Source organism: Acinetobacter sp. 24-47-67, from assembly GCF_056779735.1.
Window position 1 is genome coordinate 114,155 of the sequence record NZ_JBWYIK010000002.1, and the last position, 19,949, is coordinate 134,103.

The window sequence follows — 19,949 nt, forward strand, 5'->3', positions numbered from 1 at the left end:
AATCGCCTCATCTGTACAAAACGTTTGAATTTTTTATCAGTTTCCAAGCAAACTACATGAGCGATGGGGCTGTTTCAATGTTGAAATGTATCTGTAACGTTGTGCTTCGGCAGTTTTAATGATTAAAGCTACAATTTTTATTCATCTTGCATCGCTTAAAGGCTTTTAGGATACAACACTACATTGTGTGCATTGGATCGTGGACAATAAAATTAAAAGTAAAGTTTATCCTCCGATTTTAAGACAGGTGTTGATCAAACCAATATATTCAACATAAAAAAAGTCTGAGCATGGATTCATGCTCAGACGCTGTCTATAAGAAATCTAAAAATCAATGCTTCAGATATTGAGTCGGGACTTTTGGTAAAACCACGCTTGATGGGTATTGTGAATTCGAATAGATCGAAATCGATCCCAAAAGCGATGAAGTTAAACTTGGTAGTGGGGCAACGCCTTTCCATACATCACTGGAAACCACCGAAATTTGAATACGATGTCCTTTAGGAATAAGCGCAGCAGTTGCTGGAATCTCAACATTGACCAAGACTGGCTTGTTTTTGTCTAAAGGTTGAATATCCGATGCTTTAAATGTATGCCAAGGTTGAATCATTTGTCCTTTGATATAACGAGAACGTGATTCGTCAACTTTACGCATGGATGCTGTGATAATACCCGTGCTTAATGTTTTAGCATTGCCCGTTCTTGGGTCCACATCGGATACACGTACGACTAAACCACTGTCTTTAGAGCTGGATGAAATCCACAAGTCAGCTTGCATCGGCCCATTTAAATAATAGTCTTCAGTTAAAGGTACTGAGTTAAAGACCGAAGCAGGAATATTCGCTAAGTTGCTATTTTCCAGACATGGGAAAGGTAGGATAGACGTTGCACCAATGAGAACTTGTTCAACAGTACTTGAGCATAAACCGAAAGTTGGGGCTTGTAATAAGTAGTTTTCACCAGAGCTTGACGTTGGTCGATCTTTTGCAAGATTTCCACGTGTATTTAAGAATAAACGATCTGGTTCTAATGCTACATGCGGCCAATCCGTACTGACGACATAATCTTCATAACCATGTACCCATTGTGTGACGTTAGGTAGAGTTTCAGCGCCAGTGTTGATACCTTTTAAATATTGATCAAACCATTGAAGTTGCATTTTGTCTAAACGCGGTACATTACCTTTAGGCAAACTTGGGAAAAGTTGTGCGGCTTGAATGTGTGCCCAAGGTCCAATAAAGGTTTTTACTGTGGTATGACCTTTTAATGCTTCATGCCAAAGCGGTTCACTGCGTTGGAACAAATCACGTGTTCCCCCGACAATAAAAGTCGGAACTTTAATATTATTGGCTTGTTCTAACAGCGATCTTTCTTGCCAAAAGTCATTATCAAATGCATCAGCTTTGCCTTTTAGAGCATTGGCAAAAAGCGGTATTTGGAATTCTGTACTGTTAATAATTTTATCGAGTGCGGTCAGTTTTCCAGTAATCGGGTCTTGCACCAAGGTATCAATCGGTAAAGTACCCAACAGTGTAATTAAACTCATCCAAAGTGGAATGAAGTTAGTGTTTAGCTGCCCGCCATTGAAAAGAATATCGCGGTACGCATCACCCATAGGTACGATTGGGAACGCTGCCTTGATCGCTGGATGTTGTGTCGCTGCACCCAGCATCGCCGTGATTCCTAGATAAGAAACGCCATATAAGCCGACATTTCCATCAGAGAAGCTTTGTTTACTTGACCAGTCAATAATTTCATAAGCATCTTGTTGTTCGACTTTACCGAAAGCTTCCCACTTACCTGTAGAGTTGCCTGTTCCACGAACATCTGCAACGACTGTTGCATAGCCACGTTTCACCATTTCAGGGTCTGCGCCACCTGCTATTGCTGAAACCTTACCTGCAACCCCTGCGCTATAGGCCGTTTGAATAACAATCACAGGGAATTTTGCATTGATAGGACGACCTGACTCATCCGCAGGGAGCGTGACATAAGTGGCGATTCGCGTTCCATCACGCATGGTAATCCACTGTGCTGGCAAGGTCACCGACTTGGGATATTCAGCAGGTCGATCATACAATTGCCATTGAGCATTGGCATTGGAAAGTAATGGGACTTGAGGTTGACTCGGAGATTGTCTAGTTCCGAGTCGGGTGTTTTTTAATGCAACGGGAGTACCTGGGAGCGTGACATCTGGGGAGGTCACTGGGTCGGGTTGAGGACTTAAATAGCTTAAGTCTGGTGTCACATTGGGTGTTGGATTAATTGTTTTATTTGCTATGCCAATGGTAGTCGCAAGTATCGTGACACCGATGCCAACAGCAGCATAGAAAGAATTTAGCAATTTCATTACATAATTCCTTTTTGTTTTTCATTTTTGTAGTCGTGCTTGAGTGAAGAATGAAATATGCATAAAGCCAAATCGTTCCATTCATTTTATTTTTATGTCTCCTAATCTGATCAAAAAAGATAATTCAGATCAGGCTTCAATGTTGTATCACTGTTTAGTTTAACTAACAAGTTTGGGGCTTGCTGTTTGTCGGATTGGCAATGATGTTTTGATTAAGTATTTTATTTTTAATATAAAAAAATGTTTATTAGGTCAGTTTAAAAAATACAACTGTATATAAATTAATCATAATTTAGAAGATATTTCTTCTATCTGATTTCTATAGAAAATTATTGAATGTGAGCACTTATGCCAATCGGGAACTGTGATTAAGAAATCATGAAGTAGCTTCATTCCAATTAAAAAAGCACAGTTGGTTTTAGCCAATTGTGCTGTCGTAGTTTATGAATGATCAGATGAATGATTTTTAGCGTCTTAGAAATGTTCACACTGTTGAAGATTTTTCGCTTTAAAGTGGTTTTTGAGCGCGTTGAAATTGGTTTGTTTTACTGAATCTTGAATATCAAATATGGTCTGTTTGTTCTCGACATCTGCATCTAAATTTGCATGTGCTGAAATCAGTTTTTCCCCTTGGAAGAACCAGTATTCAGTAGCTTTGCCTGTTGCAAAATTGCCTGTGAATTCGATCAGGCAGTTGTCTTTTTGTTTAATGAGTCGTGCCAAATTGTGTTTGGTTTCAGGTTCAACGGCGATGTTCTTGTGTTGTTCTAAAACGCGTGGGGTGTTGGGGTTAGATGGTGTAGTCGAACAGGCTGTAAGGGTTAAACAAGTTAAAGCTGAAATAACTAAAGTTTGGATTTTCATCATCCCTCTTATATTTTGATCTCTATGAGTTTAAGTATATGAATTTGAAATCAGAATTCATATGGGTGTTTGGTTGAATTTTAGTGAAAAAATATAGATTTTTCATTCATTTAGTTCTTGTAGTAGGGTGAATCCTTGTTGTTGTAATTGTATAAATTTAACCTCTAAACCTTCCATATATGCAATAAAAGGTTCTAAAGTTGCAATCATAAGTTTTTTTGATCTGGTTAAATTGGTTGTCATTCTAGGTAACTGTTTAACAGCATTAAGAAAACTATTATTACCTTTAACCATGAGAGGAATAGCTTCAATAGTTTGGGTAAATGCGTTCAACATTGTTGTTAATTCTTTTGCATTATCTTTATTATGAATTTCAGGATATATATTTAGAAATTTATAAAATTTAGTTAGAGCTAATTCAAAATTATTTTCGATGCTTTTAAATTTCTTTTGTACTTTATGGGAGTAATCTGCCATATATTCACTCGATTCGTTAATGATCGATTTTCTTGCTTTAAAATTATCAGGATATTTATCTAATCTACTGGTGTAGTGATTGATCATTTCATTATGGCTATTTGTTAGATCATTGAAGCTTTGCAAATCATCTGTGACACTTTTAAATAAAGAAATCATACCTTCAAATAAGTCATAAAATCCTTCTTCGTCATCTTCTTGTTCTAGTTTAGTTATAGAGATATCTTCAACATGGATAGTATTGGGTCTTACTTGAGTTTGTGGAGAGGTTAACTTTTGACAAATTAATGTGAGGTGCCTTCTTAATGTGTCTTGGAAATTAGAACTTTGAAAATCCCAATGATATCCACCAAGTTCGCCTAAGCTACTCTTAAATTCTTTTACTTTTTTAAATTGGTCTAGATCAATTTTATAAAGATCAACTTCATCGGTTTTAAAATATAAACATATTTCTAAACTTTTATCCTTTTTAAATCTTGTCAAAGCTCTTTCAAATTCTTCCAAAGTTCCAGATAGAGCCCGATTAGTTGGTGTGCCGAATCTAGCCCATAGAATTCCGATGAAAATATCATACTCATCGCCGATTTGGTTGTTAATCACATCTTGAGGATAGTTGCCGAATGCTGGATAAGTGGCATTTTCCCAACCTATCATTTCGAGGTTCAGTTGAAGTGGTTTACAAATGGTTTGATTTAACTCATCGACAACATTTTTTACGATTGTTCTTTCAGCTAATACATCAGATGGTGATGCTACAAAAATAGTTAAAGTTGTAGTTTGTCTTGGCATTGTCTAATTTTGTAGGATTTGAATAAATTAGTTATATAAGTAAATGCTTAAATTGACAACAAAAAACCCGCTTTAAAGCGGGTCTTTTAATATTTAATACTTAGTGTTGTAACACCGAAATATCAGCCACTTTCGTAAACAAGTCACGAAGCTGTGCAAGCATACGCAAACGGTTCGCTTTTAATTCAGCATCATCTGCCATCACCATTACACCGTCAAAGAATGCATCTACAGGTGCACGAAGTGCAGCAAGTGCAGACAACGCAGCAGTGTAGTCTTTCGCAGCAAATAATGGCTCAACCACAGGCGTGATTTTCGCAAGTTCAGCGAACAATGCTTTCTCAGCATCTTCAACCAAGTTTGCTTCAACTACAGCGCCTTCAGGTGCAGCTTCTTTCGCAAGAATGTTTGCAACACGCTTATTCGCAGCAGCAAGCGCAGCCGCTTCAGGTAATGCACGGAAATGATTTACCGCATTTACACGCTTATCAAAATCAAGTGGTGATTTTGGTGACAACGCTTGAACCGCTTGAATCACATCAACAGCAACGCCTTGGTCTTCGTATTTCGCACGGTAACGACCTTCAAGGAATGCAACAGCATCGTTTAGCGTCTTATCATGATCTTTTAATACATCGCCATAAGCCGCTAAAGCAAGTTTGATCAAGTCTTCAATTGACACATCAAGCTCGTTTTCAGTCACAAGACGTAAGATACCAATTGCAGAACGACGTAGTGCAAACGGGTCTTTAGAACCTGTAGGTGCTTGACCAATACCAAAAATACCTGTGAGGGTATCTAAACGGTCAGCAAGGGCAATCGTTGTACCTGTTTTAGTTTTTGGTAAAACGTCACCTGCAAATTTAGGTAAATACTGCTCACCTAAAGACTCAGCAACTTCATCATTTTCGCCTTCAAGACGTGCGTAGTAAGTGCCTGCAATCCCTTGAAGTTCTGGGAATTCACCCACAAGTTCAGAGGTTAAGTCACATTTTGCAAGAAGCGCAGCTTTTTCAGCGTCTTGAGGGTTTGCACCTGTAATTGGCGCTAAAGCAACAGCGAGTTTTGCAATACGTGTCGATTTGTCCCAAAGCGTACCCAATTCTGCTTGGAAGACCATATTGGCAAGTTTCTCTTTACGAGAAGCAAGCGGTTGTTTTTGGTCTTGTAAGAAGAAAAATTCAGCATCAGACAAACGTGGACGAACCACTTTCTCGTTACCTTCAATAATTTGTGTCGGGTCTTTCGACTCAATGTTTGACACAGTAATGAAGTATGGTTGAAGTTTATTGTCGCTGTTTACTAAGCAGAAGTACTTTTGGTTGTCCTGCATTGTTGTGATGAGTGCTTCTTGAGGAACAGCAAGGAAACGTTCTTCAAAGCTAGCACGAAGCGCAACTGGCCATTCAACCAATGCAGTCACTTCGTCACGAAGGTCACTTGGCACAATCGCAATTGCATTCACTTCATCAGCCAAGGCTTTGACTTGACCGTCAATGATTGCTTGACGCTCTTCAAAGTTTGCCACAACGTAAGCCTCTTTTAACTTCGCTAAGTATTCATCAGCGTGCGTTAAAGTAATTGCTTCAGGCGCATGGAAACGATGACCGAAAGTGACGTTACCTGCTTTGTGATCTTGAATTGTTGCATCAATCACGTCGTTGTCTTTTAACAACACAACCCATTTTACAGGACGTACAAATTCAGTACGGCTTGCAGCAGAACGCATACGTTTAGCGATTGGAAGGTTGTCTAAAGCTGCTTGTAAAATTTGCGGTAAAAGTACGTCTAGGCTTTGACCTTTCACATCTTTTAAGTAGCAAACTTTTTCAACTTTACCTGCTTGGAATGTCGATACTTGATCAACCGTGATGCCTTGACCACGCATAAAGCCTTCTAAAGCTTTCGTTGGGTTGCCTTCAGCATCAAACGCTGCTTGTTTCGCAGGGCCATCAAAACGTTTTTGCGTGTCAGCTTGCGCGCCATCAACGTTTACGATTTTAAGGGCAAGACGACGTGGTGCTGCATAGGCTTCGATCGAGTCGAATGCAAGACCTGCATCTTTTAAGCCTTTTACAGTTTCAGCTTGCAGTGCATCACGTAATTTTTTTAAGCTTTTTGGTGGAAGTTCTTCACAACCTAATTCGAACAAAACGGTATGTTTAGACATTATTTGCTCTCCTCAGATTTTGCTTCTGCTTCAACTTGTGCCTTTAACTGTGCCAATACTTCATCACGTAATGCTGGTTCTGCCATTGGGAAACCAAGTTCCGCACGTGCAGCCACATAAGCATTTGCAATTGAACGTGCCAATGTGCGTACACGTAAGATATAACGCTGACGTTCTGTCACAGAAATCGCACCACGCGCATCGAGTAAGTTAAAGCTATGCGACGCTTTAACCACTTGTTCATACGCAGGAAGTGGAAGTTTTGCTTCGATTAAACGTGTTGCTTCAGTTTCATAGAAGTCGAAGAGTTCAAACAGTTTATCAACAGGTGCGTATTCAAAGTTATAAGTCGACTGTTCAACTTCATTTTGATGGAATACATCACCATAAGTCACTGTACCAAACTGACCTTTAGTCCAAACCAAATCGTAAACTGAGTCTACACCTTGCAAGTACATTGCAAGACGCTCTAAACCGTAAGTGATTTCTCCAGTAACAGGGTAGCACTCAACACCACCGACTTGTTGGAAGTAAGTGAACTGAGTCACTTCCATGCCGTTTAACCATACTTCCCAACCTAAGCCCCACGCGCCAAGCGTTGGAGATTCCCAATTGTCTTCTACGAAACGAATGTCGTGTACCAACGGATCAATTCCGATCGCTTTAAGCGAGTCAAGATACAACTGTTGGATGTTGTCTGGGTTTGGCTTAAGTACCACTTGGAATTGGTAGTAATGTTGCAAACGGTTTGGGTTTTCACCATAACGACCATCTTTCGGACGACGTGAAGGTTGAACGTATGCAGCGTTCCAAGTTTCAGGCCCTAATGCGCGTAGGAAAGTTGCAGTGTGGAATGTACCTGCACCCATTTCCATGTCGTAAGGCTGTAACACGACGCAGCCTTGCTCCGCCCAGTAGTTTTGTAAGGCAAGAATTAAGCCTTGGAAAGTATCAATATGCGATATGGCGCGACTCATGGTCTTCCACTTAAAATTAGAGAAAAATTGCGCTCAATTATAAGGACTTTAGCAGGGAGTGGCAAAGGGTTAATACGCTGAAAATATTTTGGAAAAAATTAAAATGGTCTTGATTCATGCCAGATTTTGCGCGGCTTTGCTACAATTTTATGCTAGATCAGCAATGGGGTGAGATCTAAAAATCAGGAATAAATCAGATGTATAGCATCCTGTTCACTGAAGCGCGATAAAGTTAAACTGATCTCATACGATTGCGGTCTTAGAATTAGTTCAATCTTCACACAATATAATAATGCCTAATAATAAGGAACTTCATGACCACTTACCAAATTCAGTGTCATTTGAAATACAAGATTGTGCAACCTACCGAATTTATTTTTATGGTTCAGGTCGCCCATCATCCCGATCAGAATATTCTCGAAGAACAGCTCACCATGAATATGCCGGTCAAATGGCATGAATTTCGGGATGCTCAGCATCAAAACCGTCATATCCGGTTGCAACTCGAGCCTTGTGAGGCATTTGAACTGAATTATAGCGCGACAGTTACCCGTCAGCCGTGCATTCCTGTTGATCTGAGACAAAACCTGAATGAAGTCAAAATTCCAGACCTGCCGGATGAAGTACTACCTTATTTGCTGGCCAGCCGCTATTGCAATTCAGATTTATTACTAGAAATGGCGAAACGCTCATTTGGCTGGATGACACCCGGCTATACGTGTGTAAAAGCCATCGAACAGTGGATTTATAACAATATTTTTTATGTCTCTGGCTGCTCTGACCAGTTTACGACTGCGACGGATGTACTGATCCACCGGGCGGGGGTATGCCGTGACTTTGCCCATTTAGGCATTGCGCTGTGCCGTGCTTTAGGAATTCCGGCACGCATGGTAGTCGGTTATGTGGAAATTGAAAAGTTTTTACCTGATTTTCATGCCATTTTTGAAGTCTATCTGGAAGGAGGATGGGTGCAGTTTGATCCGACCCGTTTAGCTCCAGTCGACGAGCTGATTCGCATTGGCACCGGGGTAGATGCCGGAGATGTGGCATTCTCAACCTATTATGGTCAGGTCGAGCTGCTTAAAATCGAGCCTCTGATTAAACCTGAATGCGATAGCGGCGCTGAGGCTAAAATTACCTGACATGAATGATCTTATTGAAAATCCTATGAGGAGTTGAACCGTAAAAGAGAACTAGATGGATGACTGTTGCCTGGAGAGAGACTTGGCTTTTTAAACAGCATCCATTTAAGTGTAATTAAAAGATATAAAATGAATACATCTTTAAAGCGACTAGTTTTATAATGCGCAAAATCTGTAAACATTAAAATCAGGCGCGCCGTGTTCCATTCCAATCTTGACTGGCTCAATACCTTAAAACCGAATTTTAAAGTTCTTCCACTCAAAGACCGTTTACTCTGCGGTATTGGGGCACTACTGGGTCTCACGGTATCGTCATTACTGAGTTTATGGATTCTGGGTGATTTTGAAGCCTGGTATATTGCGCCGATGGGGGCCTCATCTGTGCTGCTGTTTGCAGTTCCGACCAGTCCCTTGGCACAGCCCTGGAATATTCTGGTAGGTAATACTATTGCTGCGGTAGTGGGTGTGACCTGTGCCTTGTTTATTGCCAGTCCGACTGAAGCTTTTAGTCTGGCGGTGGCCTTGGCCATTATCCTGATGATGACCACAGATTCCCTACATCCACCCAGTGGTGCTGTCGCCATTACGGCGGTACTCGGCGGCAATGCGGTCCATGAACTCGGCTATGCTTTCGTTTTCTATCCGGTGCTGCTGAATTCGATCTTATTGATGGTAATTGCGATCGTCTTTAATCGAATGATTGGCAAGCGTTATCCGCAGCAGGCGCAATTGAATACCCGTTCCAAAGATCCGACCCCGACCCAGAAAGTCACTATTCAGCCGCAAGATATTCAGGAAGTACTAGATCAGCAAACCGAGCTGCTGGACATTAGTGAATATGACCTGCAAAAGATTATTCTGGAAGCGCAGGACCGAGCCAATGCCCGTGCGGTCAACCAGTTTACTTGTCAGGACATTATGACCAAAGACGTGGTGACCTTGCATGCCAATGATGATATTCAGCATGCACTGGACAAGTTTAAGCAGATGAACCTGATGAGCCTGCCGGTGGTTAATGCGGAAGGCAAGCTGGTGGGAACGCTGGCCATGTATCAGGTGGTAGAATGGTTTAAACGTGCTGCAGATGTGCGCAGCAGCTGGGAACATCAGGTCAAACATATTATGACCCGCAAGGTAGTCACAGTGCAGCCATTGCAGCCGATTCAGGATCTGGTGCCCTATTTTGTGGAGCGTTCTTTTAACTATATCCCGGTAGTGAGCGAGCAGCGTCTGGTCGGAATTATTAGCCGTGCAGATATTATCGCTGCCCTGAATCAGGAACTAAACCATTTTAAAATGAGAGCTTAAAACTGTTTTAGATTGTCCTAAAAAAGCACCCAAGGGTGCTTTTTATTTGGAATCTGGATTTATTTAAACTTAGATAAAGAACCAGTAAATAAACAGGGAAACCAAGAAAATACACATGATATTCAGGACAAAGCCGACTTTCATCATTTCACTTTGTTGAATATGGCCAGTACCAAACACAATCGCATTCGGTGGTGTCGCAACAGGAAGCATAAATGCACAAGAAGCACCAATGCCGATCACAATAACTAAAATTTCCTTAGGCATGCCCATTTGATCTGCAATCGCTGCAAATACTGGTACTAACAGTGCAGCTGATGCAGTGTTACTGGTGAATTCAGTCAAGAAGATAATGAAAGTAGCAACGACGAAAATAATGAGGAGTGGGGAGGCATCACCAAAGGCATTGGCAAGCGTTTGACCAAGCACCAATGAACTGCCTGAATCTTTTAAAATTGCACTGAGGGTTAAACCACCGCCAAATAAAAATAAAACGCCCCAATCTGTATTTTCAGCAACTTGTTTCCATGTTGCAGTGCCGATAATCACGACCAAGCATGCTGCCAGAACAGCAATCCAAGTATCAGGTTGTGAAATACCAAAGTTCTCGGTCAGCTTTTTGCTGAAGATCCAAGCAATAGCCGTACAGACAAACAATACCATTGTTGCAATTCGAGTACCTGTCCAAGGGATATCCTCAGTCACAAATTGCACTTTATGATTGAGCTTAGGTCTAAGTACCAGATAAAGACTCAAGAGCATGGCAGGTAAAATAAGAAGCATCATCGGTAAACCGATTTTCATCCAATCTGCAAAATCATAGTCTAAAGCTTTTGCTGCAATTGCATTTGGTGGAGAGCCAACCATGGTCCCTAAGCCACCAATACTTGCAGAATAGGCAATACCTAACAGGATAAAAACAAATGTTTTTCGATCTCGACTGACATCTAAATGTGAAAGTAAACCAAGGGCAAGTGGAAGCATCATTGCTGCAGTCGCCGTATTTGAAATCCACATAGATAAAAGTGCTGTTACAGCAAAAATCGCTATTACAGAGATGCCGAGATGACCACCAGACATAGAGATGATCCACATCGCAATTTTTTTATCGAGCTTTTGAATATGCAGCGCGGTCGCTAATGCGAAGCCACCAAAAAATAAAAAAATCACAGGATCTGCAAATGTAGCTAATGCCGCTTGTGTTGTGATTGGTATAAGCTCATTGCCTTTAGCCATAGGCATCGCGAGAAGAACTGCGAGTACGGGTACCAATAGGGCGGTAATCGTGATGTGGATGGCCTCAGTCAGCCATAAAATGCCGATAAAGCAGAGTAATGCCAAACCTTTATTGGCATTTTCATCATAGGGTAAGACTTGATAGAGTCCATAAGAAATAAAAGCGGCGATCAATATCAACACCCAACCTTTGATGAGCCCTTTAGGCATCATGTTGGTTGGGGTCGCGAGTTGTTCCGTCATATTCGCTCCTTTTGAATGTCGCTATAGGTTTTATAGTTGCATGTATTAAACTTCTTAATTCTGAAGAATGAATATCCTTATCACTTTTCAAAATATACTATTTAAACGATGAAATCGATTGTTCTAATAAATTATAGCTTTGCCACAGGGCTTGAATACCGAGCAAAAGTAATAGGATCAATACTGTATTTTTAAAAAACTGTTGAGAGATGTGTTGCCTGATCAGTCCGCCGATCCATACCCCAAATATTGCAAAAACACAGATCAACATGACTAAAAGTTGTTGATGCTCATCAATATTGACCAAAATTGGGTAAAGTAGAAGGAGTTGTATCAATTTGCTGGCGATAAAGCATAAATTACTCACGATCACAATATCGGTTTTACTCAGCTGACAGCTGAGTAAATACATCATTAGAAATGGTGCCATTGCATTGGTAGCACCACCGATAATGCCTGCTAACAGACCGAATATCAGCATATTGAGCACTGACGGGCTGACGGTGAATGAATGTTGTCGTAATTGATCAATCACATACAGCACCATCACCATGCCAAGTAAAAGCTTTAAATAACCTTCATTGAGCCACAATAAAAGTTTTACCCCAAGCAGACTGCCAACTAAGCTACTTAGAATAAGGGGAAAAAATCTTATGCTGTAGTGTTGAATGCTCTGCCATATTGAATACTGAGGGTGAGCAGTTAGCAGAATTAAATTTAAAATGAGACAGGGAAGAATGACCAAAGTGACAGCGAGGCTGAGCGGGAGTTGAGTAGAGAGTACGGCGGTACTCATCATGGGAAAGCCGAAACCGCTCAGGCCATGTAATAATGCGGCCAGTGCGCATAGCCACAATACCATCCATTCCGACTGTGCCATTGATTGTCCATATTTATTGTTTTGTTCAAGTTAGCGCTATTTTGAGAAAGATGCAAAATGAGAATAAAAAAAACACGATAATTGGGGGAAATTATCGTGTTAAAAAACTCACCCGAGGTTGTGTGGGTGATTGAGGGTAAACTCAAGTTAAAGCGGTGATCTGTCCTGATGTACAGTGCGCATTGGACGATCATAAGCATTTGAATGTTCGTGCTGAACTTTATTTTTTGGCATCACTAACCAAAGAACTAAGTACACTAAAATTCCTGGAAATGCAGCGCTCATCACTGACACTAGAACAAAAATAATTCGTAATAAATTCGCATTCCAACCAAAACGTTCAGCAATACCGCCCATCACACCAGCAATCATGTTAGAGCGGTTTGAGCGATATAAACCAACATTGGCCATTGAGTTCTCCTTTAGAACCAAAAAATAGTCATGAAATAGACTTCGCAATTTCTCTTTAACGTTTGTCTATACATTTTATATGGAGAATAATTTTTAGTTTTAAAGGAGATTATTCACAAAATATCGTAATTTTATGTAATGAAAAAGATAAAACCTTGATGTGGTATAGGTTCTGGATAATTAGACAGAACATGCTAATACTTGTATATCCCTATTTTATAAGGATAATATTTTTATACATCGCAATTTATGAAATGGCTCAAGATATAAAATGATGAATTTAAATTTTAAAGTTCATTCAATCTCAATGTTCAGCATTATCGCCATCATGAATATTGCACTTGCGGCATGTAGCCAGAATGAATCGCCACATATTGAACACATCAACCAAATTCAGGAGTCGCATACGCCTGAGTCTTCTAACTCATTAACGAATGTCGCAGGTAAGGCACGGCCTCCAGTTCAAGAGAATGCGGATACAACACCGCAGTCTGTTGCTAAAGAATGGCAGAAATTTGTAGGTCGTTACCAAACCACCATGCAATGTGATGATGGCTTTGCTCGTTGTGATAAGGGTGAAGCTGAGTTTATTATCAATTTATTGGCTGATGGCACAGCTCATCGTATTTTTATGCATCGTGGTAAGGTTGAATTTACAACGCAACGTCAATATCGCCAAGATCGTTGGTTGTATGATCCGCATCACCATCAAATCATTATTTTGAGAGAGAGTGGGGTTCAGTTTTTTTACGATTTGGATGAGCAGGGTAATATGGTCATGGATCTTGATAAAATTGCCAATGCAACGGAAGTGAACCAAACTTTCTTTAAAGACAATCCGCTTCCGTCACGTGCATATACTTTGCAACGTCAAAAGCTTTGAAGATATAAGAATTGATACTTTATAAGGGTAGCTTGTATTATATTGCAGGCAATAAAAAAGCCTTTCAAGATGAAAGGCTTTTTTAAGAATCTGGTGGGTCGTCCGCGACTCGAACGCGGGACCAACGGATTAAAAGTCCGCTGCTCTACCAACTGAGCTAACGACCCATAGGGTTTCAAAATAAGTGGTGGGTCGTCCGCGACTCGAACGCGGGACCAACGGATTAAAAGTCCGCTGCTCTACCAACTGAGCTAACGACCCATCTCGTTTTGATGTTGCGTATTTTAGCAAGTTATTTGAGTAGCGCAAGTAAAAAATATAAAACTTTGTTACGTTTGGCTAGAAATGACACAATTTCGTGTTTTCTAGCCAAAAAACAATCGATTTTAGCTTAAAAACGATATTTATACTGTTCAATATTTTTCAGAATCTCTTCATTTAAATCGCAATATGCATCTTCATTTGGTAATAAAACCAAAATACGATCTGAAGTTTTGTCTGGAAAATAAGCTTCTTCCTTTAACTTACTCTTTTGATATTTAAATGTTCCTGTAGTTTCGAGTGTTTTCTGTACACGTAAGAACACTGGAACCGCATAGCTTGGCAAAGACTTCTTAAAGAACTGAGCCATATCGGATAAATCTTGCTCATTTAGTTCAGCACCTTCTGCTAAAGTGATGGCTGCCATACCTGCACGACCGTTAGTATTTGGAATCTCAACGCCGTATACCACTGCTTCTGTGATCTTTTCATAATCACTACAAATATTTTCAACTTCAGTTGTAGAGACATTCTCACCTTTCCAGCGGAAGGTATCACCGAGACGGTCAACAAATTGAGCATGGCGGCACCCGATATCTCGCACAAGGTCACCCGTGATGAAATAAGAATCTCCTTTGGTAAAAACATCATGCATGATCGAGGATTTATTCTTTTCTGGATCGGTATAACCATCAAATGGCGAGCGATTGGTAATTTTACCAATCAATAAGCCTGTTTCACCTTTTTTGACTTTAATACAATGACCTTTTGCATCGCGAATAGGAGCTTCTTTTTCCTTGTCATATTGGATGATGGCATAAGGAATAGGAGAGAAACCTACGGTATTGTCGAAGTTTAAAATATTGGAAAAGCCGACATTACCTTCACTTGAAGCATAAAGTTCGAGCACTTCTTCAATACCAAAGCGATTTTTAAATTTATCCCAAATATTTGGACGCATGCCGTTACCAATCATCTTGGTGACGCGATGATTGCGATCTTGGTGTGATTCAGGTGCATCTAGAAGATAGCGACATAGCTCACCAACATAACCAATTGCTGATGCATTAAATTTTTGAACATCTTTCCAAAAAGAAGAGGTTGAGAACTTACGACGAATCGCTAGTGTCGAACTACCAGCAATTACACCACACCAGCACACTACCATGCCTGTAGCATGATAAAGCGGTAAAGTGACATACATAACGTCATCTTTATTTAGATTGAGGACATGACCATATGTGCCATACGCTAACATCCAACGACTATTGGTAAAGACTACGGCTTTTGGTAAACCTGTTGTGCCAGACGTATAGATGTAGAATAAGCCGTCAGCACCAGTCACCTTATGTGTTTCAGCTAGATTATCTTTAGATTCAGATAAAATTTCTTGTGCAAGATTATGATAGCCTTCAGGTGCTTGACCAGCATTTTGGCGTGTATTTTGATCAGCAAACCAATAGAGCTTATCTTTTGCGACAGTCAGTTGTTCGCGTACTTCATCTACAGCTTCACGGCATTCTTCACCGACTATTACGCCGATTGGTTTAACCAAATTAATACTATGGGTAAGTACCTTACCTGTTTGAGACGTATTGACGAGTGCTGAAACAACCCCAATTTTTGCAAGACCAATGACGGTGGCAATAAGTTCACTACGGTTTTCAACAATGACCGCAATCACATCACCTTTTTTTGCACCCTTAGCGATGTAGTAGTGTGCAATTTGGTTTGCCCAATCATTTAGTTGTTGGTAGGTATATTTCTGATCTTCACATAACAGCGCAATACCTTGAGGATTTTTTTGCGCTGCACGCTCAAAAGCGAGGGCAAGACCTGCTGGCGTTTTAGGAGTACGTAAATAAGCCTGTTTGAGCCCGACAAGAATATTTGGCAACTTCGTGACCAAATGTGGGAGTCGTGCTGCTACGTCTTTGATTCCAATGAGATCGTTTTGATAAGTCTGGCTCATACTGGTCCTATTTTTTGTGATATTCCGTTTAGTCTTTAATTTTTCGCAAGTTTTTTTACTTGGTTTTGTCACTGAATATCTTATCCATTTTGAAAAATTGATCAATTCTGAACAGGATTTTTCAGTCAAAACTTTAAAGACCATAACAAAAAAACCTAGCCACCGTAATGACTAGGTTTGTCAAAAGCTAATGTAGTTTAAGCAAATTACTCAGCTGATGGTGTTGCTTTTTTAGGTGGGCGACCACGAGGGCGACGCGGACGAACAGGTTTATCTTCTTCCTGCTGTTCTGCATCATCCTTATCTGCTTCAGCTTGTGCAGATTTATCTTCAGCACTTACGGCAACTTCCGCCACTTCAACTTTCGCAGTTTCTGCTTCTGTAGGCGCTACTTCATTTGATTCTGAAGATTTTTCTTCAGGTTGCTGTTGTGAAGAAGTTTGAACTTTTTCTTCAGTCTTCACTTCAGATTGAGTCACTTCAGCTGTCTGTGTTGCTGTTTCTTGATGTACAACATCAGATGTTGCATCAGTTGCTTGTGGAGCATCCGTAACAGGTGCTTCAACTTTCACGGCTTCTTGTGCTGCAACTTCTTCAAGGCGCGCTTGTTTTGCTTGCTCTGCTGCAAGTTTTGCAAGACGACGACGCTCACGTGGATCGTTTGCAACACGCTTATCAGACACTGGTTTTGGAGGTGTTAAGTCCAACACAGGTGCAGGCTCTTTTTCAGCTGGAGCTTGTTGAACAGCGACATCACGTGTGACTGGTTTTTTCTCAGTAGCAGGTTCAGCAGATTGAGTATTTAAACTCGCTGCATACTGTTCAGTAAACTTTTGCAATGCGCGATTGAAGGTTGGAATTAATCCAAACTGCTCAATCAATACAGAGCAATCCGCACCATAAACATGTTGAATTAAACTTAAAACCGTATGTTGTGCTAAAGCTGGCACTTGTGAAGGGCGAAGCTTCGGCGCATCTGATTTTGCTTTCTGGTCATGTTGATGCTTGTTACGACGACGTTGACGTGGGTCGTTACTTGCACGTTGTGGTGCTTGTTGAGGTTTAACCTCAGCTTCAATGACAGGTTCATCAACCGTAATTTCCACTTGAGGTGTTGACACTTCAGCGTCTGTCACAACAGGTGCTGGAGCAGTTGCTACAGGTGCTGCCACTTCAGGCGTTAATGCAACAATCTCACTTTGTGCTTGATCAACATTAACTACTAACGCTGTTTTAAGCTCATCATTACGAGGTACATCAATTAAATCAACTTTAACTTGAGCTTCTGGAGCAACAGGTGCTGAAGATTGTTCTTGATTTAATACACTTTGATCGCGGTGACGATTTGGGCGTTGTGGACGTTGTGCATTACGGTCACGACGTGGCACAGCTTGTTCAGTTTGTGCTTCGAAAGCCGTCTCGTTTTGTTGAGGGCGCTTTTGATGACGTTTCTGATCACGCTGTTCTTGGCGTTGCTCATGACGGTTTTCATTGCGTGACTCATGACGATTGTCTTGACGTTGTTCATGGCGAGGTGCCTGTACAACTTCTTCAATCACATGTTGATCTGCGTTAACTTCGCGTGTGTCACGTTGCTTATTGCGATTTTTCTTATTATGACGTTGTGGACGCTCGTCTTTTTCAGTTTGGCGTTCTTGGTCACGTGCATCATTTTTCGCAACAGGCGTATGTGAAATATACGCATTTGTTTCGACAGGTGCAGATGCTTCAATTGCCACAGGCGTCACAGGTGAAATTTGACCGAATTGACCACGACTTACGGCACCACCGTTCACCATTTGTTCAATTGCTGCCGCAGCAGAGTTAGCCGTACGCGATTGATCAATCGTACTCGCTTGTTTTTGAACAAAAAGATTTTCTAACCATGCGCATGGGCTAGTTGCTGGAGCAGCTACTGCTGGGGCCGTTTTTTGTGCTACCGCAGGTTGTGTAGCATTTTGGTTGTTTTTATGACGCTTATTGCCTTTTTCCTGTGTGACAGGGGCATGCGTATGTGGAGCTGTATGCTCTTCTTCTAAGTGCCATTCTGAAGACTCATAACCCAACTCTTTTTCACTTGAACGAGTCGCTTCAGTACGTTCATAGCTGGTTGGTGCAAAGCCTTCAGGATTATACGAGATTTCGTAATGTGGCGTTTCTAAATGCGGGTGAGGGAGTACAGTCACACGTACATTTGAAGTTTGCTCCAAATATACGAGGCTATGACGTTTTTCATTGAGAAGGAATGCTGCAATTTCAACAGGAACTTCTACTTGAACTTCACCTTGACGCTCACGAAGTGCAATTTCTTCAACTTTACGCATGATCGAAAGTGAAAGAGAACGCAAGTCACGAACCATACCTGTGCCATGACAACGTGGACATACATAGCCAGTCGCTTCTTCTAAAGAAGGGCGTAAACGTTGGCGACTCATTTCCATTAAGCCGAAACGAGACAATTGACCGAACTGGATACGTGCACGATCACTTTGAGTTGATTCACGCAGTTTCGCTTCAACCATACGTTGATTGCGTTCTTTGGTCATATCAATGAAGTCAATCACGACCAGACCACCGATATCACGTAAGCGAAGTTGGCGAGCGATCTCTTCTGCTGCTTCTAAGTTAGTACTAAGCGCAGTTTCCTCTACATCGTGACCACGAGTAGATTTTGCAGAGTTAATATCGATCGAAACCAATGCTTCTGTTTGGTCAATGACAATTGAACCACCAGAAGGAAGTTTCACTTCACGCTCGTAAGCTGTTTGAATTTGACTTTCGATACCAAAATGAGCAAATAAAGGCTCATTCAAAGTATATGTTTTTAACTTGTCTAATTGGTTCGGCATCACGGCTTTAACAAAGTTATAGGCTTCGTTATAAGCTTGTTCAGAATCAATTAAAATTTCTGCAACATCATCACGTAAATAGTCGCGAATTGCACGAGTAACTACACCAGCTTCCTGATGAACCAACATTGGAGAAGGTCCAGAATTTGCTGTACTTTGGATGCGTGCCCAAAGATCGAGAAGGTGCTGAAGATCAAGTTGCAGCTCTTCTTGTGAGCGACCAATCCCTGCAGTACGTACAATCACGCTCATCCCACGAGGTACATTTAAAGACGCCAACATTTCTTTCAATTCTTCACGAACTGAACCAGAAATTTGACGACTAATACCACCACCTTTCGGGTTGTTTGGCATTAAGACCAAGTAACGACCAGCAAGGGAAATAAAAGTTGAGAGAGCAGCGCCTTTGTTGCCACGTTCCTCTTTTTCAACTTGAACTAAAAGTTCAGTACCTTCAGTGATTAACTCACGAATGTTTGAAGTTTGACGAGGGTCAGCTTTGTAATATGAGTTTGCGATTTCACGCATTGAAAGGAAGCCTTGACGGCCTGCACCATATTCTACAAACACAGCTTCAAGAGATGGCTCAACGCGAGTCACATGACCTTTGTAGATATTGGCTTTCTTTTGTTCACGAGTACGATTTTCTAAATCGAAATCGTAAAGACGGTGACCAGTGATGAGTGCAACGCGAACTTCTTCGGCATGTGTTGCATTGATCAACATACGTTTCATGGGTGTAACACCTAATAGTGATACACAAGCAAAACATCGCGATTTACGTAGCGAACATCAACCCGCATGGATCAATTCCTAGATCACCATAATTAGATTGATCTAAGTGTATTACCGGCCTTTATTGATGGGCTTCGGTATTTTGATTCACGTATTGATGATGGCAATACGGCTTTAATCCTGTCACTGATTAAAGAAGCCTGAACATTCACTGGCGGACTAACGGTGCATTGGATGTTCGTTACTTTCACTGTCACATTGCTCGAAGATCATCTCTTCAATTTTTTGATAGAGTGTCTTGATACGGAATTATCGTCGTATCTTTACAAATTGTGCAGATCCAATGCATCTAACGTTATAGCCTGAATGAGAAATCAGGTTGCGACCATTCTGATGTGTATC

Annotated in this window: 13 protein-coding genes and 2 tRNA genes; 3 read left to right on the plus strand and 12 right to left on the minus strand. The window is 41.0% G+C overall.

Annotation, left to right across the window (positions count from 1 at the left end; translation table 11 throughout):
- Positions 1–331: 331 nt before the first annotated feature.
- The 5 genes from AC1M9K_RS04510 to glyQ form a co-directional block, all read right to left on the minus strand.
- Positions 332–2,350, minus strand: coding sequence for a CocE/NonD family hydrolase (locus AC1M9K_RS04510; protein WP_180028626.1), 2,019 nt, complete (start codon positions 2,348–2,350; stop codon positions 332–334).
- A gap of 474 nt (positions 2,351–2,824) precedes the next feature.
- Complete coding sequence (locus tag AC1M9K_RS04515; RefSeq protein ID WP_481588629.1) at positions 2,825–3,214, minus strand: hypothetical protein; 390 nt, start codon at positions 3,212–3,214, stop codon at positions 2,825–2,827.
- A gap of 102 nt (positions 3,215–3,316) precedes the next feature.
- Positions 3,317–4,480, minus strand: a complete 1,164-nt coding sequence (locus AC1M9K_RS04520) for a DUF4062 domain-containing protein (RefSeq protein WP_481588630.1) — start codon at positions 4,478–4,480, stop codon at positions 3,317–3,319.
- A gap of 100 nt (positions 4,481–4,580) precedes the next feature.
- Positions 4,581–6,650: a glycine--tRNA ligase subunit beta gene (glyS, locus tag AC1M9K_RS04525; protein ID WP_481588631.1), complete on the minus strand. Its 2,070-nt coding sequence runs from the start codon at positions 6,648–6,650 to the stop codon at positions 4,581–4,583.
- Entirely contained in the window at positions 6,650–7,627 is a 978-nt protein-coding gene (glyQ, locus tag AC1M9K_RS04530) for a glycine--tRNA ligase subunit alpha (protein WP_035264216.1), read from the minus strand. The genes glyS and glyQ overlap by 1 nt, the downstream gene beginning before the upstream one ends.
- A gap of 314 nt (positions 7,628–7,941) precedes the next feature.
- Here glyQ and AC1M9K_RS04535 point away from each other — a divergent pair, with 314 nt between their 5' ends.
- Positions 7,942–8,769 (plus strand): transglutaminase-like domain-containing protein, encoded by an 828-nt coding sequence (locus AC1M9K_RS04535; protein ID WP_481588632.1) that lies wholly within the window; start codon positions 7,942–7,944, stop codon positions 8,767–8,769.
- Between the two features lie 198 nt (positions 8,770–8,967).
- Positions 8,968–10,077 carry an HPP family protein gene (locus AC1M9K_RS04540; RefSeq protein WP_481588633.1) on the plus strand — a complete coding sequence of 370 codons (1,110 nt, stop codon included), beginning with the start codon at positions 8,968–8,970 and terminating at the stop codon, positions 10,075–10,077.
- Positions 10,078–10,146: 69 nt separating this feature from the next.
- Here the strand turns inward: AC1M9K_RS04540 and AC1M9K_RS04545 are convergent, their stop codons facing one another.
- From AC1M9K_RS04545 to AC1M9K_RS04555, 3 genes are all read right to left on the minus strand, one after another.
- Positions 10,147–11,556: an SLC13 family permease gene (locus tag AC1M9K_RS04545; protein WP_481588634.1), complete on the minus strand. Its 1,410-nt coding sequence runs from the start codon at positions 11,554–11,556 to the stop codon at positions 10,147–10,149.
- A 97-nt stretch (positions 11,557–11,653) separates the two neighbouring features.
- Entirely contained in the window at positions 11,654–12,436 is a 783-nt protein-coding gene (locus AC1M9K_RS04550) for a sulfite exporter TauE/SafE family protein (RefSeq protein ID WP_481588635.1), read from the minus strand.
- Between the two features lie 147 nt (positions 12,437–12,583).
- A complete protein-coding gene (locus AC1M9K_RS04555; protein WP_481588636.1) occupies positions 12,584–12,847 on the minus strand; it encodes a PspC domain-containing protein in 264 nt (87 codons plus the stop codon).
- Positions 12,848–13,118: 271 nt separating this feature from the next.
- On the opposite strand from AC1M9K_RS04555, the gene AC1M9K_RS04560 reads away from it, so the two are divergent.
- Entirely contained in the window at positions 13,119–13,730 is a 612-nt protein-coding gene (locus tag AC1M9K_RS04560) for a hypothetical protein (RefSeq protein ID WP_481588637.1), read from the plus strand.
- Positions 13,731–13,821: 91 nt separating this feature from the next.
- On the opposite strand, the gene AC1M9K_RS04565 is transcribed toward AC1M9K_RS04560, so the two are convergent.
- From AC1M9K_RS04565 to AC1M9K_RS04580, 4 genes are all read right to left on the minus strand, one after another.
- Positions 13,822–13,897 (minus strand) — tRNA-Lys (locus tag AC1M9K_RS04565).
- 18 nt (positions 13,898–13,915) lie between these two features.
- A tRNA-Lys gene (locus tag AC1M9K_RS04570) sits at positions 13,916–13,991 on the minus strand.
- Positions 13,992–14,121: 130 nt separating this feature from the next.
- The gene (locus AC1M9K_RS04575; RefSeq protein WP_481588638.1) at positions 14,122–15,963 is read right to left on the minus strand and encodes a long-chain-acyl-CoA synthetase; all 1,842 of its coding nucleotides are present in this window, start codon (positions 15,961–15,963) and stop codon (positions 14,122–14,124) included.
- 206 nt (positions 15,964–16,169) lie between these two features.
- Entirely contained in the window at positions 16,170–19,547 is a 3,378-nt protein-coding gene (locus AC1M9K_RS04580) for an Rne/Rng family ribonuclease (protein ID WP_481588639.1), read from the minus strand.
- Positions 19,548–19,949: the final 402 nt, after the last annotated feature.